This window comes from Rhizobium indicum, assembly GCF_005862305.2.
GTDB classification, from domain to species: Bacteria; Pseudomonadota; Alphaproteobacteria; order Rhizobiales; family Rhizobiaceae; genus Rhizobium; species Rhizobium indicum.
Genome location: NZ_CP054021.1, coordinates 1099630 through 1113614 on the forward strand (window position 1 = coordinate 1099630; position 13985 = coordinate 1113614).

The following is a 13985-nucleotide window of genomic DNA, read 5'->3' on the forward strand; positions in this document are numbered from 1 at the left end:
AGAACGGCATGCTTGTCAGCGACCTCTTCATCTACCCTCTCAAGAGCGCGCGCGGCATTGCGCTGCCGGCCGCCGACATCGACGCCTATGGGCTTCCCGGCGACCGGCGGGCGATGATCACCGATGCGCAAGGGCACTTCATCACCCAGCGCGAGTTGCCCGACCTCGCACGCATCGAGGTACGACCGGAAGCGAGTGCCTTTCGGCTGCTGATGCAGGGGAAAACGGACATATCGGTACCACCGCCTCAGCCTGAAGCCCGCATAGATGTGATCGTGTGGAAATCTGCCGTCAGCGCCGCCGTCGCCGATCCGGAGAGCAACCGGCAGCTTTCCGAATGGCTCGGCCGCGAGGTGCGCCTGGTCTTCTTCGACGGGCAGGCACGGCGGACGGCGAATGCCGAATGGGCCGGCGAAGCCACGCCCGTCACCTTTACCGACGGCTACCAGATCCTGGTGACGACGACCGGCTCGCTGAAAGCGTTGAATGCCGATCTCGCCGCCCATGGCGAGGGCAGCGTCGGCATGGAACGCTTCCGTCCGAACATCGTCATCGATACCGACGAGGCCTGGGCGGAGGACCGCTGGGCGGCGATCGAGATCGCCGGTATCCGCTTCGATCTCGTCAAACCCTGCTCCCGCTGCATCATGACGACGCAGGACCAGCTGACCGGATCCCGCGAGGGACCAAACCCGATGCCCGCCATGGGCCGCATCCGCATGTCGGCCGACCGGCGTGTGCCCGGCCCGCTCTTCGGCTGGAACGTCACGCCGCGCGGCAGCGGCAGGATTACGATCGGTGACACCGTCCGCATCGTTGAAGAGAGGCCGGAAGGCTGGGCGCTCAAGCGTCGCGCCGCAGCCTAAAGCGCGTCGCGTCCCGCTGCACACTTTTGGGCGACATGTATTGGAACCCTCAGAAGCGATCGAGTGCGGTATCGATGCCTGCCATGACATCAGCCGGCAGTGGTCCCTTCTCCAGCGCGCCGGCATTTTCCTCCACCTGGGCAACGGTGCGGAACCCCGGAATGGGAAGAGTCCGCGGCGAGCGTGCCCAGAGCCAGGCAAGCGCGCCCTGCGTCAGCGTGCGGCCGCCTGATGTCAGGAGATCGCGGACGGCATCGAGCCTTGCGGCGAATTCCGGGGCTATGCGTCCGTCCTTGAAATAGACCATCCAGTCAAGGGCCGCCCCACGGACATCCTTGGCGCCCACCGCCTTGTCGGCAGTGAACTTGCCGGTCAGCAGCCCCATCGCCAGCGGACCGCGATTGATTGACATCAGGCCCTTCCCCTCGATCACCGAGATCATCTTCGGCACCGGTTCGAAAACATTCATCGTATGCTGGATCGAGACGTAGCCCTGGCGGCTGGTATGACGGGCGGCACGATCGGGAAAATCGGTGCTCCAGCCGAACGCATCGATCTTGCCTTCGGCGCGCAGCGCCTCCAGCGTATCGAAGACAGCATCCGACTGTTCAAGCGGAAAATCATTGAGGTGGAACTGCAGGAGATCGAGGCGATCACGCTTGAGGCGACGCAGCGAGGTCTCGACCGAACGGCGGATGAAGGCCTCATCGGCGAAGGCGCCGGTTGCCTGCTTGGTTTCCGGATCGGTGGCGAAGCCGAACTTGGTGGCGATGACGATATCGTCGCGATTGCCGATCGCCCGGCCGAGCACTTCTTCCGAGTGGCCGGCGCCGTAGTTCGAGGCCGTGTCGAAGAAGCGGATGCCGAGTTCGATGGCGCGGTTGATCGCTTCCACGGATTCATCGTCGTCGACATCACCCCAGCCGAGCGGCGTGTCGCCGGCAAAGAAGGGACCGCCGATCGCCCAGCATCCCATGCCGAGGCGCGGAATTTCGCGGCCGTTCCAGAGCGTGATCGTTGTCGATGATGCGGGCTTGGTCAGCATGAGATCCTCCTTGAGTGGCAGTCCTGTGAAGACATAGGAGGCGCTCACGAGTGGGTAAACCGCCAAATCCGGAGGATGTTTTGCACCCGTAAAAAACGGAGGTCAGGCGGAAACACCATTCGGACCGGAAAGCGTCCGTAGGGTTGGATTAAGCGCCTTGAGTGCCGCCTGAACGAAGCCGTCGCGGGCTGCCACGGCTTCGATGCCGCGCGGCTCGTAGACATGCCGATGCAGAAAGAACCCTGTCAGACGGAATGCGGCTGAGAGACTATCGAAGTCGGCCGCATGATTGCCTTCGATGCTGAGGAACGGCGGCAGGAGCAGCATCTTGTCCGCCCAGGGGGCGCCAGCGGCGCGGCTGACGGCGCGGCCGGATTTCGGCGAGACATAGACGAGATCGGAACGGGCGCCGGTCGCGGCGCATTCGGCAAGATCGAGGCCGAAGCCGAGGTCATTCAGCACCGCAAGCTCAAAACGCACGAAGAGTTCGCCGGCATCGGCCGGGTTGTGCAGGTGATCGAGGATGACCTCCAGCGCATCGAAGAGGTGCGGATGCGGGTCACGCTCCGGCAGCAGCCGCAGCAGCGCGCCCATCGCCTGGACACCGTAGACGGCGGTCGCCGTTTCCATCAGCCGGGCAGCGCGCAGCGTCACCGGCTCGACGCGGAATTCGCCCAGATGCTCGTCAAGCCGGGCACGCCAGATGACCTCCACGGCATTGCCCGCCTGCAGCACCGGCTGCATGGCGCGCGAGCGGCCGGAGCGCACCAGGCCGAGATGGCGGCCGCGATCACGCGTCATTACCTCAGCGATGACGCTCGTCTCACCGTGGCGCTTGACGCCCAGGATGATCGCATGGTCCTGCCACTGCATCGAAAGAAGTCCTTACGGCTGACGAATCCATCCTACTGCATAATTCAACGCGTTACAGCGTCCTTTGCGCGTCTGAAAAGACGCGCTGTAATGCAAGGCCTGGCTTCCGTCATGAACCGCGTCAGGCGACAGCCGGGAAAAGCCTCTGCAGGAACTCCCGCATCGCCGTTTCGTCGAAAGGCTTCACCAGCAGCGGTATGTTCTGCAGATCGGGCGGGAAATCGCCGGTATCGGAATAGCCGCTGACGAAGCCGAAGGGGATGCCGATATCGAGAAGATGGCGGGCAAATCCGAAGCTCATGCCCTCGCCGAGATTGACGTCGAGAAGGGCGAAATCATATGTCTCCGCAGCAATGGCAGCCCTTGCCTGTTCGACGCTGCCGACGATATCGATGCTCTCGACGCCGGCCAGGCGCAGAATATCCTCCGCCTCCATCGCGATGATCAGACTGTCTTCAAGAACCAGAACACGGATTGCGCTCATGATTCGATGCCCCTCGTCGGGCGCCTGTCGCAGCGCCCCGGCCGTTTCGCCAACATCATTGCCCTCCGGTGCCCCGCATGGCACGCTATCGGTGAATTCCGCCACCTTTTCTGAATAAACCATTTTTCTGCCCGGTCGATAAGAATCAAAATCGGAGGAAAGACGACGGCCGATCTTATTTTCCTTGCTGCTAATCTGCATTTAAAAAAGACATAACCAAGCTGCTTGGCCAGGCAGGTCGCGCAAAAGTGTGCAGCGGTTTTGCGACAGCGGCATGCGCAAAACAAAGACCTAAAGCGCGAAGGGCGAATCTGAAAGATCGCAACGCGCTTTAGATGAACGGGCGTTTGCCCTCTCCGAGCCCTTCCCAGCCTGATATCGCCATCAATTCCTCGCCGTTCAGCACCTCGCAGCCGCGCTCCTGCCAGCGGATCAACCCACGTTCGCTGAGCTTTTTCAAGGTCTTGTTGGTATGAACGATGGAAAGACCGAGCGTGTCGGCAATGTGCTGCTGGGTGATGGGGATGAATTTGCGGCCGTTGAAGATATTGAGCTTCCGGCCGCGCTCGAACAGGAAAGCGATCAGGTAGGCTGCTCTTTCCAGCGCCGTGCGGCGGCCGATACTCAAGAGATGCTCATCCAGGATGCGCTCCTCGCGCGCGGCGATCCAGGTGATGTCGAAGGCGAGCGAGGCGTGTTTGTTGTAGAGCGTCATCAGCCTGTCACGCTCGAAGACACAAAGGGACACGGGCGAAAGCGCTTCGACTGAATGCTGCATCTCACCGGCTATCGTTCCCTGCAGGCCGACCAGGTCGCCCGGCATGATATAATTCAGAATCTGGCGGCGTCCGTCCTCCAGCATCTTGTAGCGGAAGCCCCAGCCGGCGAGCACCGTGAAGAGATGAGCGCTATGTGCGCCCTCGACGAGGATCGTGGAGCCGGCATCGACGGCAAGCTCACCCCTCTTGAAGCTCGAGACGAATTCCAGCTCGTCGCGGCTGAATTCCCTGAAATGCGGCAAGGGCCGCAAAGGACATTGCTCGCAAGGGGTCTTGAAAGAATTGATGGGTCTCGACGTCGCCATAGTTGCCCTACCGTCGCAAAATCGGCGCGCCGTTCGTTAACAAATGCGCAAGGCATGGATTTGTTCCATGAGCGAGGCGGATTTTTAAAGCGGAAACAAAGGGCTGGCGCCAACCCGACGAAATCCTTGCCATGCTTATTTCGGGAAATCGAGACCCATTTCGCGGAACCGCTCGGGATCATCCCCCCAATTCTCGCGAACCTTGACGAACAGGAAGAGGTGGACCGGCTGTTCGAGGATCTGCGACAATTCCTTGCGCGACGCAGTCGAGATCGCCTTGATGGTTTCGCCACCCTTGCCGAGGGCGATCTTCTTCTGGCTGTCGCGCTCGAGATAGATCACCTGCTCGATCCGCACCGAGCCGTCCTTGCGCTCTTCCCACGTCTCCGTTTCGACATGCGAGGCATAGGGAAGCTCCTGGTGCAGGCGCAGAAACAGCTTCTCGCGGGTAATCTCGGCGGCGAGCTGGCGCATGGGCAGATCGGAGATCTGGTCTTCCGGATAGTACCACGGCCCCTCAGGGAGCGTTTTCGCCAGATAGTCCATGAGGTCGTCGCAGCCGGAGCCGTTTTCGGCGGAGATCATGAAGGTGCGCTCGAAAGCGATCTTCTCGTTGGCGGCAGCGGCCAGTGCCAGCAGATCCTCGCGGTTGACGCGGTCGATCTTGTTGAGCAGCAGGATCTTCGGCTGCCGGACTTCCTTGAGGCCTTCGAGGATGGCTTCGGCATCGCCGCGCAGGCCGCGCTCGCTGTCGATCAGCAGCACGATCAGATCGGCATCCCTCGCACCGCCCCAGGCCGAGGTCACCATGGCGCGGTCAAGCCGGCGGCGCGGCTTGAAGATACCAGGCGTATCCATGAAGACGATCTGGGCATTGTCATGGATCGCGATGCCGCGAACGATAGCCCGCGTCGTCTGCACCTTATGGCTGACGATCGAGACCTTGGCGCCGACGAGGCGGTTCACCAGCGTCGACTTGCCGGCATTGGTCGGCCCGATCAGCGCGACGAAGCCCGAATGCGTCGGACCATTGGTTTCTGCGGCAGCTTCGGCCGCGATCTCTTCTTCTTGTGTCATTGTCCCGTCAGTTTCCGGCAGGCGATTGCTGCCAAATGCCTTCGCGCTCGAGCATCTTCGTTGCCGCCACCTGTTCGGCGGCACGCTTCGACCGCTCTACGCCGGTTTCGGGCTTAATGCCAGCAACTTCCACCGTCACCTTGAAGCGCGGATCATGATCCGGTCCGCTGCGTTCATCAACCCGGTAGATCGGCGTGACGCCGAATTTCGCGTGCGACCACTCCTGCAGCTCGGTCTTGGCGTCGCGCTTGGCGCCATCGGCCCGCACCGCCCTGCCCTGCCAGTAACGCAGAATGAACCGGCGGGCGACTTCGAGGCCGCCGTCGAGATAGATCGCGGCGATCAGGCTTTCGACGACGTCGGCGCGCACGTTCATCATCCGCTTGCCGGTCAGTTTCTTCACATCGGCGCCGGTGCGGATATAGAGATGAAGATTGAGTTCATCGGCGACCGCAGCACAGGTTTCGGCGCTGACGAGCTGGTTGAGGCGAACCGAGAGCTCGCCTTCTCCCGCCGTGCCGAAGGTGCGGAACAGAAGCTCGGCGATGCAGAGCCCGAGGACCCTGTCGCCGAGGAATTCCAGCCGTTCGTAATTGCCGCCCTTTTCGGTGCGGGCGCTGGCATGGGTCAGCGCGCGATCCAGGCGTTCCTTTTCAGCGAAGTCATGACCGATCAGGGCTTCAAGCTTTGCGCGGTCCGCCGCAGAAAGCGTCTGCGCCTTACTCATTCAACAACCTTGAAGAGGCGGTCCCAACGCATATTCGTCGGCCACTTCCAGATTTCGCGGAAGGAGGTGTCGTTGCCGAGCGAGAAGAAGATGACGCTGGCGCGGCCGACAAGATTTTCGGCAGGCACGAAGCCGACGTCGAAGCGGCTGTCGAGCGAGTTGTCGCGGTTGTCGCCCATCATGAAATAATGGCCTTCCGGCACGATGAATTCGCGAGTGTTATCACCACGCGACACCGGAGACTGATCGAGCGTGTCGTAGGACTTGCCGTCGTCGAGCGTTTCGCGGAATACCGGCACGTCCTCGCCCGGGTCGAGCTTGTAATCCGAAGTGAACGCACCGTCCGCCACCTTTGGAACCGGCTTGCCGTTGACGTAGAGCACGCCGTCGGTAACCTGGATACGGTCGCCCGGCAGCCCGATGCAGCGCTTGATATAGTCGATCTCGGGGTTCGGCGGGAAACGGAAAACGACGATGTCGCCACGCTTCGGATCGGCGCCGAACAGGCGGCCGCTGAAGATATCTGGCGAGAAGGGCAGCGAATATTTCGAATAGCCGTAAGCGAACTTGTTAACGAAGATGTAGTCGCCGACCAGCAGTGTCGGCATCATCGAACCGGACGGAATGGTAAAGGGCTGGAACAGCACCGTTCGGATCACCATCGCCAGAATCAGCGCCTGGATGATGACTTTGATATTTTCCCAGAGGGCGTTCGGCTTGGCTTCGACTTTTTCGGACACGCAGTCTTATTCCTTCAAGACGCCGCGGCGGCGCAATTCTTTCTGTCGTTCTCTCTAGCGGCTTCGGCCGGTTGCGGCAATGGCGACAACATCAAAAGCGACGAGAGGTCGCGATCAACAGCTCCCGAGGTCACGATCAACAGCGCCCGAGGTCGCGATCAGAGGCTCTCGGGCAACGCCTCGATAATGACGAAGGCCTGCGCCAAGGGATAATCATCGGTTATTGTCAAATGAATGGCGGGCCTGTGGCCCGCGGGCAGCAGCGATTCGAGGATCAGGGCGGCGCCGCCCGATAAAACCATGGTCGGCTTGCCGCTCGGCAGGTTGACGACGCCCATGTCCTTCCAAAAGACGCCCTGCGCTATGCCGGTGCCGAGCGCCTTGGAACAGGCCTCCTTGGCGGCGAAACGCTTGGCATAGGATGCGGCACGGTTTGCCCGCTTATCGGAACGCGCGCGCTCGATCTCGGTGAAGCAGCGATGGGTGAAACGCTCGCCGAAGCGCTCGATGGATTTCTCGACACGGCGAATGTCGATCAGATCGCTGCCAATGCCGATGATCATGCCGGAACCTTCCGTCGCTTAAGAATTCTTGATCGGGTTCATATGCTCGGCATGTTGCCGGCTGGAACGGCAAGGCGCAGGCGCGCCCGCTCCATCAACCGTATATGCCGGCGCGTCTGAAAACCCCTGACGGTGTAGAACGTCAACGCATAGAGCGCAACGGAAGTGACGATCGCCGGCGGGATGGCGCCGACCAGCATCGGCTCCAGCACCGGCTTCCATAATTCAGTGAAATTCAGCTTGTGGAAAAGGGCGGCGAGATCCACCGTCTGACCGGCCAATTGATCCTTGCGGCTCAACAGCAAATGTCCGATCTCCCAGGTGATCCCCCAGATAAAGGGATAGGTCAGCGGATTGCCGAAGGCGGCGCAGCCGAGGGCGGCGGCCACCATGCTACCGGAGAGGAAATAGGTGATGACGAAAGCCATGACGAAATGCACGCCGATGAAAGGCGTCCACGAGACGAAGACACCTGCAGCGACGCCGGCGGCAACCGCATGCGGCGAAGCGCTCAGGCGCAGGACGCGCATTGTCAGGTAACGGATCGGGCGAAGGAAACCCTTGCGAGGCCACAAAAGCTCCCGCATCTTCTCCTTGAATCCCGCAGGTTTGCGACGGCGAAACAACATGGCCGGTATTTAGTGCAGCGCACACCACCATGACAAGAGCGGCAAATGATACCGCTCGAAAATCCACCCCTCATTTCTCTCTGTGAAGAGGAGCTTCTTCATGCCGCGGGGCGTCCGTTATGCATAACGTCCCTCACTTGTCTCAAGTATAAGTTTGGTATTAGCGATTGCGGAACAGACCGCGGTCGACCTGGCGCTGACGAAACTCGAGGTCGATACGATCGAACGAGCCATCCAAATATGCCATTTCACGTTCCTGCGTGGTCGGAGCGCGAAAGGCACGAGCGAATTTCTTGATAGGGTCAAACATTATCTTGTCTCATCTTCTGTTTACGTTTCGATGACCAGAAGATAGGCCCGGCAGAGGTTAATTACCACCACCGCAACATGGAGACAGCCATGCGCTCACTGCATTACTCGCCTTTTTGATGCGCCATTCCGATCCTAAAACGATCATAAAATGTGCAATTTTTCGCTCAAACCCCTGAGGGACTTAACAAAAGCTTACTCGTAGAGCCGCCGGACCGTGGCGATGCAATCCAGTTCCTTCATCTGGGCGAGCAACTGGTTGAGCTGGCGCAGGTCCCAGACCTCAACCTCGAGCATCATTTCGGTGAAATCCGCCGCCACCCGCACCGTGTTCAGCAAGCGGATATTGACGTCGAGGCCTGCGACCGTCTGGGCGACCTTGGCGAGCGTGCCGGGTTCATTCAGCCCATTCACCATGATACGCGCCATGAATCGCGACTTGTTGGCTTCGTCGAGATCCCAGCGCACGTCGATCCAACGGTCGGGCTGATCGTCGAAACGCTGCAGGCTCGGCGACTGGATCGGATAGATGGTGATGCCGTTGCCCTGGTCCATGATGCCGACGATGCGATCGCCGGGCACGGCGCCGGTCGGCGCGAACTTGACGTCGACATTGCCGGACAGGCCGCGGATGGGCCCGATGTCGGCATCGGCGTCGATTTCCGAATGACCGCCGTCATGCCCTGCCTTGGTCTTGCCGGGGATCTTGAAGATCATGCCGGCGGCGCTGCGGACGTTGAACCAGCCGTCATCGCCGGAGGGCTTCACGGTGACGCGCTCGTCCTGATGATCAGGATAGACGGCGCGCAGCACGTCGAGCGAGGACATTTCGCCGCGGCCGACGGCGGCGATCGCATCCTCGACATCCTTCTGGCCGAGACGGTGCAGCGCCGGCTTCATCGCCTCGCGCGAGAAGATCTTGCCGGCCCTATTGAAGGTGCGCTCGAGAATGCGGTGGCCGAGGCCGGCATATTGCTTGCGGATCGCCATGCGGGTGGCGCGACGGATGGCGGCTCGCGCCTTGCCGGTCACGACGATCTCCTCCCAGGCGGCCGGTGGAACCTGTACGCCGGAGCGGATGATCTCGACCTCGTCGCCATTCGCAAGCCGCGTCACCAGCGGCATGATGCGGCCGTTGATCTTGGCGCCCACCGTGGTGTCGCCGATATTGGTGTGCACCGCATAGGCGAAATCGATCGGGGTGGCGCCACGTGGCAGGGCAATCAGCTTGCCCTTCGGCGTGAAGCAGAAGACCTGGTCCTGGAAGAGTTCGAGCTTGGTATGCTCGAGGAATTCTTCCGGGCTGTCACCCTCGGCCAAGGCCTCGATCGTATGACGCAGCCAGGAATAGGCATTGGATTCGCGAGAAAGGATGTCGCCATCGGCATTGGTGGCGCCGTCCTTATAGAGCGTGTGGGCGGCGATGCCGAATTCGGCGATTTCGTGCATGCGCTTGGTGCGGATCTGCAGTTCGATGCGCTGGCTGGAGGGGCCGACGATGGTGGTGTGCAGCGAACGGTAATCGTTCTGCTTCGGCGTCGAGATATAGTCCTTGAAGCGGCCGGGCACGACGCGCCAGCGCGTGTGGACGATGCCGAGCGCGCGGTAACAGGAGGGGATGTCCTCGACAATCAGGCGGAAGCCATAGACATCGGAAAGCTGCTCGAAGGAAAGCGACTTCGACTGCATCTTACGGAAGACCGAATAAGGCTTCTTCTGCCGGCCCTTGACGTAGGCGCTCGTCAGGCCGCTTGCGACCAAAAGGTCGCGTAGCTCGGCCTCGATCTTCTTGACGATGCCCTCGTTGCGCTTCGAAAGCTCTTCCAGCCTTTTGGTGACGGTCTCGTAGGCTTCCGGGTTCATATGCCGGAAGGAGAGCTCCTCGAGTTCCTCGCGCATGTCCTGCATGCCCATGCGGCCGGCGAGCGGCGCATAGATTTCCATCGTCTCCTCGGAAATGCGGGCACGCTTGTCGGCCGACATGTGATCGAGGGTGCGCATATTGTGCAGGCGATCGGCAAGCTTGACGAGCAGCACGCGCACATCGTCGGAAATGGCCAGCAGCAGCTTGCGCAGGTTTTCCGCCTGCTTGGCCTTCTTGGTGACGAGATCGAGCTTCTTGATCTTAGTCAGACCCTCGACCAGGCGGCCGATATCCTCGCCGAAGAGTTCGTCGATCTCGGCGCGTGTCGCCGTCGTATCCTCGATCGTATCGTGCAGAAGGGCAACCGCGATGGTCGATTCATCGAGGTGCATGTCGGTGAGAATGGCGGCGACCTCGAGCGGATGGGAAATATAGGGATCGCCGCTCGCGCGCTTTTGCTGGCCATGCTTCTGCATGGCATAAACATAGGCTTTGTTCAGCAGTGCTTCATTGGCATCGGGCTTGTATTGCTGAACCCGCTCCACGAGCTCGTACTGCCGCATCATTCCAAAGCCACTCCGATAAAAATAAAAGCGCGCCAATCAACGATTGGCGCACACATGGGCAATAATATGCCTAAGCAATAAAGGTGCAAGATTGACGATTGGTAATCGTCGCTCTTTTGCATCGCATGCAGCTTTTTCAGGGTCGCATCTGACCGATGCGACGAGAGATTCAGCCGGCGCGCTTAGTAATCGTCGCTCTTTTCCGGCGGCACGAGGCCTTCGATGCCGGCAAGCAGCTCTTCTTCCGACATCTGGTCGAAAGTGATCGTCTCCGGCACATCGTCCTGCTCTTCGCTGTCGGCTGCGGCGACACCGCCGGCGGCGATCATGCTTGCCGGATCGGGCTCGGGTTCGTCGACTTCGACATGCTTTTGCAGCGAATGGATCAGATCTTCCTTGAGGTCATCGGGCGAAAGCGTCTCATCGGCAATTTCGCGCAAGGCCACCACAGGATTCTTGTCGTTATCGCGATCGATGGTGATCGAGGCACCCTGGGAAATCAGCCGGGCGCGGTGGCTGGCGAGCAGAACCAGCTCGAAGCGGTTCTCCACCTTGTCGATGCAATCTTCAACTGTGACACGGGCCATTGCCTGTCCTTTACGGTCGTCATTTCGGGATTAACACGCCCGATACAATTAAAACCGGGCAAATACAAGTTTTTCATTCCGGCTCCCCTCGTCTTTATCCGCGGCTGAGCTAGATTCCCATGGAGAATGTCATAATTCCACCGAAGGTTGCTTGGAATATGTCGAATCGTGCCCTAAATCTTTCATATATGAATAATTCATAAAGTAAGGACCGGATCGAAATCGAAACACAAGCTATTGTTTTTATTTAAGTTTGTCCCATGCGGATTTCGATTGCTCTCATTGGATTGGTAAGCGATGTTTGACCCACGCGAAAAAATTGCACTCTTCATTGACGGCGCCAATCTCTACGCTGCATCCAAGAGCCTCGGCTTTGACATCGATTACCGCAAGCTCTTGAAAGCATTCCAGAAACGCGGATATCTGCTGCGCGCGTATTATTATACCGCTCTGATCGAAGATCAGGAATATTCATCGATCCGGCCGCTGATCGACTGGCTCGACTACAACGGCTACAAAGTCGTCACCAAGCCCGCCAAGGAATTCACAGATTCCATGGGCCGCCGAAAGATCAAAGGCAACATGGACATCGAGCTTGCCATCGACGCCATGGAGCAGTCCGAAACGGTCGATCATCTCGTCATCTTCTCGGGCGACGGTGATTTCACGAACCTGGTCGAGGCGTTGCAGCGCAGAGGTCGCAAGGTCTCGGTGATCTCGACCATGGCGACCCAGCCGCCGATGATCGCCGACGACCTGCGCCGACAGGCCGATCATTTCATCGATCTCTTGTCTCTGAAGGCTGAAATCGGTCGTGATCCCTCCGAGCGGGCGCCACGCCCGGCCGAAGTTGCCCCGGTCAGCGATCTCGAGGATTGACCTCTCCATCCCGAACCGGAGTGGCCGCGACAATCAGGACGTGATCATAAACCATGGCAGCGCGGTCAGCCATGAGCCTTCAGCAGGCGGCTCTTCTGCCGGTTCCAATCGCGCTCCTTCTCGGATTCGCGCTTGTCGTGCAATTTCTTACCCTTGGCGAGCGCCAGTTCCATCTTCGCCCGACCGCGATCGTTGAAATAGATCTTCAGCGGGATCAGCGTCATGCCTTCGCGGTTGATGGCAGAGCGCAGACGATGGATTTCACGGCCCGACAGCAGCAGCTTGCGGCGCCGGCGCGGCTCGTGATTGAAGCGGTTGGCCTGCAGATATTCCGGCAGATAGGAATTGATCAGCCAGATCTCGCCGCCCTCATCCGAGGCGTAGGATTCGGCGATATTGGCCTTGCCTTCGCGCAGCGACTTGACCTCCGTGCCCATCAGCACGATGCCCGCCTCGTAAGTATCGATGATCTCGTAGTTGAAGCGGGCCTTGCGGTTTTCGGCCACGATCTTGTTCACCACGCGCTGGCTGCCTTTGGGGGCCATGACGATATTCCAATTGCTTCCGAGCATGATGCCGAAAAGTGTGAGCGGTTTTCGGGTGCCATCATGCTCTATTTCTTTGATGTAGATCCGGATTCAGATTTCAGGCCAGTCAGGCCTAAAATCATCCGGATCTAGGGCGCGAAAAGCCGCACCCTCATTCCTTGCCCTTTATGTAAGGGAGAGACCCCGTCTTGTGAAGACGGCCGGTCTCGTCAGTTCAGCAGGCCTGCATGGCGCATCGCGGCGTCGATCGCCGATTCGGTTGCCGGCTCCAGCGTCGAAAGCAGCGGCGAGCGAACGTTGCGGCTCATCCGGCCAAGTTTGGAGAGCCCGTATTTGGCGCCGCAAAGACCTGGCTCAAGGAAGATCGCCTTGTGCAGCGGCATCAGCCGATCCTGATACTCCAGGGCGCGGGCATAGTCGCCTGCCAGCGTTGCCGCCTGGAAGTCGGCGCAGAGGCGTGGGGCGACATTGGCCGTTACCGAAATACAGCCGACGCCGCCATGGGCGTTGAAGCCGAGCGCCGTCGCATCCTCGCCGGATAACTGCCTGAAATCCGCGCCGCAGGTGATACGCTGTTCGGAGACGCGCTCGATCTTGCCCGTCGCATCCTTGACGCCGACGATATTCCTATGCGCCTTGGCGAGCGCACCCATCGTTTCCGGTGTCATGTCGACCACCGAGCGACCGGGGATGTTATAGATATAGATCGGCAGATCGACGGCCTCGGCGATCGCCGAAAAATGCGCGATCAAACCCTTCTGCGTCGGCTTGTTGTAATAGGGGGTGACGACCAGAACGGCGTTCGCACCGACCTTTTCGGCATGCAGGGCTAGCTCGATCGCTTCACGCGTATTGTTCGAGCCTGCGCCGGCCATGACGGGAACGCGTTTTGCGGCAACCTCGATGCAGAGCTCCACCACCCGTTTGTGCTCGGCATGCGACAGCGTCGGGGATTCGCCGGTCGTGCCGACCGGAACGAGACCACCGCTGCCTTCCTTGATCTGCCAGTCGACATGAGCGGCGAAGCTGTCTTCGTCGATCAGTCCGGCATCCGTGAAGGGGGTGACGAGGGCGGGAATGGACCCATTGAACATGCAAAGCTCCTCACGACCAAATCCTTGCTTCGGCCGCATTCCATGAATAT

16 protein-coding genes are annotated in these 13985 nt (G+C 59.9%); 2 read left to right on the top strand and 14 right to left on the bottom strand.

Annotated elements, in window-relative coordinates; genetic code table 11:
- The first annotated feature begins 8 nt into the window (after nt 1–8).
- Nucleotides 9–866 (top strand): MOSC domain-containing protein, encoded by an 858-nt coding sequence (locus FFM53_RS05430; RefSeq protein WP_138387657.1) that lies wholly within the window; start codon nt 9–11, stop codon nt 864–866.
- A 49-nt stretch (nt 867–915) separates the two neighbouring features.
- On the opposite strand, the gene FFM53_RS05435 is transcribed toward FFM53_RS05430, so the two are convergent.
- From FFM53_RS05435 to rpoZ, 12 genes are all read right to left on the bottom strand, one after another.
- The gene (locus FFM53_RS05435; RefSeq protein WP_138387658.1) at nt 916–1911 is read right to left on the bottom strand and encodes an aldo/keto reductase; all 996 of its coding nucleotides are present in this window, start codon (nt 1909–1911) and stop codon (nt 916–918) included.
- Nucleotides 1912–2013: 102 nt separating this feature from the next.
- Complete coding sequence (gene recO / locus FFM53_RS05440) at nt 2014–2784, bottom strand: DNA repair protein RecO (protein WP_011651206.1); 771 nt, start codon at nt 2782–2784, stop codon at nt 2014–2016.
- Nucleotides 2785–2905: 121 nt separating this feature from the next.
- Complete coding sequence (locus FFM53_RS05445; protein ID WP_138387659.1) at nt 2906–3391, bottom strand: response regulator; 486 nt, start codon at nt 3389–3391, stop codon at nt 2906–2908.
- Between the two features lie 208 nt (nt 3392–3599).
- Nucleotides 3600–4352, bottom strand: coding sequence for a Crp/Fnr family transcriptional regulator (locus tag FFM53_RS05450; RefSeq protein ID WP_064653984.1), 753 nt, complete (start codon nt 4350–4352; stop codon nt 3600–3602).
- A gap of 135 nt (nt 4353–4487) precedes the next feature.
- Nucleotides 4488–5429: a GTPase Era gene (gene era / locus FFM53_RS05455; protein ID WP_012756789.1), complete on the bottom strand. Its 942-nt coding sequence runs from the start codon at nt 5427–5429 to the stop codon at nt 4488–4490.
- A 7-nt stretch (nt 5430–5436) separates the two neighbouring features.
- Entirely contained in the window at nt 5437–6156 is a 720-nt protein-coding gene (gene rnc, locus FFM53_RS05460) for a ribonuclease III (protein ID WP_003546941.1), read from the bottom strand.
- Nucleotides 6153–6896, bottom strand: a complete 744-nt coding sequence (gene lepB / locus FFM53_RS05465; RefSeq protein ID WP_138328405.1) for a signal peptidase I — start codon at nt 6894–6896, stop codon at nt 6153–6155. Before lepB ends, rnc begins: the two co-directional genes overlap by 4 nt.
- A gap of 158 nt (nt 6897–7054) precedes the next feature.
- Nucleotides 7055–7459 carry a holo-ACP synthase gene (gene acpS / locus FFM53_RS05470; protein WP_138328406.1) on the bottom strand — a complete coding sequence of 135 codons (405 nt, stop codon included), beginning with the start codon at nt 7457–7459 and terminating at the stop codon, nt 7055–7057.
- Nucleotides 7460–7497: 38 nt separating this feature from the next.
- The gene (locus FFM53_RS05475; protein ID WP_138328407.1) at nt 7498–8088 is read right to left on the bottom strand and encodes a DUF2062 domain-containing protein; all 591 of its coding nucleotides are present in this window, start codon (nt 8086–8088) and stop codon (nt 7498–7500) included.
- Between the two features lie 160 nt (nt 8089–8248).
- Complete coding sequence (locus FFM53_RS05480) at nt 8249–8398, bottom strand: DUF3563 family protein (protein WP_012756785.1); 150 nt, start codon at nt 8396–8398, stop codon at nt 8249–8251.
- Between the two features lie 194 nt (nt 8399–8592).
- On the bottom strand, nt 8593–10827 hold the full coding sequence (locus tag FFM53_RS05485) for a RelA/SpoT family protein (RefSeq protein WP_029871473.1): 2235 nt from the start codon (nt 10825–10827) through the stop codon (nt 8593–8595).
- Nucleotides 10828–11009: 182 nt separating this feature from the next.
- Complete coding sequence (gene rpoZ / locus FFM53_RS05490) at nt 11010–11414, bottom strand: DNA-directed RNA polymerase subunit omega (RefSeq protein WP_003558080.1); 405 nt, start codon at nt 11412–11414, stop codon at nt 11010–11012.
- 297 nt (nt 11415–11711) lie between these two features.
- Here rpoZ and FFM53_RS05495 point away from each other — a divergent pair, with 297 nt between their 5' ends.
- Entirely contained in the window at nt 11712–12293 is a 582-nt protein-coding gene (locus tag FFM53_RS05495; RefSeq protein WP_003558079.1) for a LabA-like NYN domain-containing protein, read from the top strand.
- A 65-nt stretch (nt 12294–12358) separates the two neighbouring features.
- Here FFM53_RS05495 and smpB read toward each other — a convergent pair whose 3' ends face one another.
- Entirely contained in the window at nt 12359–12838 is a 480-nt protein-coding gene (smpB, locus tag FFM53_RS05500) for an SsrA-binding protein SmpB (RefSeq protein WP_003558077.1), read from the bottom strand.
- 212 nt (nt 12839–13050) lie between these two features.
- Complete coding sequence (dapA, locus tag FFM53_RS05505) at nt 13051–13935, bottom strand: 4-hydroxy-tetrahydrodipicolinate synthase (protein WP_138387660.1); 885 nt, start codon at nt 13933–13935, stop codon at nt 13051–13053.
- Nucleotides 13936–13985 lie beyond the last annotated feature (50 nt).

Excerpts from the sequence above, each read along its gene's own strand:
- rpoZ (WP_003558080.1), bottom strand. The coding sequence starts at position 11,414 with ATGGCCCGTGTCACAGTTGAAGATTGCATCGACAAGGTGGAGAACCGC.
- FFM53_RS05480 (WP_012756785.1), bottom strand. The coding sequence starts at position 8,398 with ATGTTTGACCCTATCAAGAAATTCGCTCGTGCCTTTCGCGCTCCGACC.
- smpB (WP_003558077.1), bottom strand. The coding sequence starts at position 12,838 with ATGGCCCCCAAAGGCAGCCAGCGCGTGGTGAACAAGATCGTGGCCGAA.
- FFM53_RS05445 (WP_138387659.1), bottom strand. The coding sequence starts at position 3,391 with ATGGTTTATTCAGAAAAGGTGGCGGAATTCACCGATAGCGTGCCATGC.
- FFM53_RS05485 (WP_029871473.1), bottom strand. The coding sequence starts at position 10,827 with ATGATGCGGCAGTACGAGCTCGTGGAGCGGGTTCAGCAATACAAGCCC.
- FFM53_RS05450 (WP_064653984.1), bottom strand. The coding sequence starts at position 4,352 with ATGGCGACGTCGAGACCCATCAATTCTTTCAAGACCCCTTGCGAGCAA.
- FFM53_RS05475 (WP_138328407.1), bottom strand. The coding sequence starts at position 8,088 with ATGTTGTTTCGCCGTCGCAAACCTGCGGGATTCAAGGAGAAGATGCGG.
- era (WP_012756789.1), bottom strand. The coding sequence starts at position 5,429 with ATGACACAAGAAGAAGAGATCGCGGCCGAAGCTGCCGCAGAAACCAAT.
- acpS (WP_138328406.1), bottom strand. The coding sequence starts at position 7,459 with ATGATCATCGGCATTGGCAGCGATCTGATCGACATTCGCCGTGTCGAG.
- FFM53_RS05430 (WP_138387657.1), top strand. The coding sequence starts at position 9 with ATGCTTGTCAGCGACCTCTTCATCTACCCTCTCAAGAGCGCGCGCGGC.
- recO (WP_011651206.1), bottom strand. The coding sequence starts at position 2,784 with ATGCAGTGGCAGGACCATGCGATCATCCTGGGCGTCAAGCGCCACGGT.
- FFM53_RS05495 (WP_003558079.1), top strand. The coding sequence starts at position 11,712 with ATGTTTGACCCACGCGAAAAAATTGCACTCTTCATTGACGGCGCCAAT.
- rnc (WP_003546941.1), bottom strand. The coding sequence starts at position 6,156 with ATGAGTAAGGCGCAGACGCTTTCTGCGGCGGACCGCGCAAAGCTTGAA.
- dapA (WP_138387660.1), bottom strand. The coding sequence starts at position 13,935 with ATGTTCAATGGGTCCATTCCCGCCCTCGTCACCCCCTTCACGGATGCC.
- FFM53_RS05435 (WP_138387658.1), bottom strand. The coding sequence starts at position 1,911 with ATGCTGACCAAGCCCGCATCATCGACAACGATCACGCTCTGGAACGGC.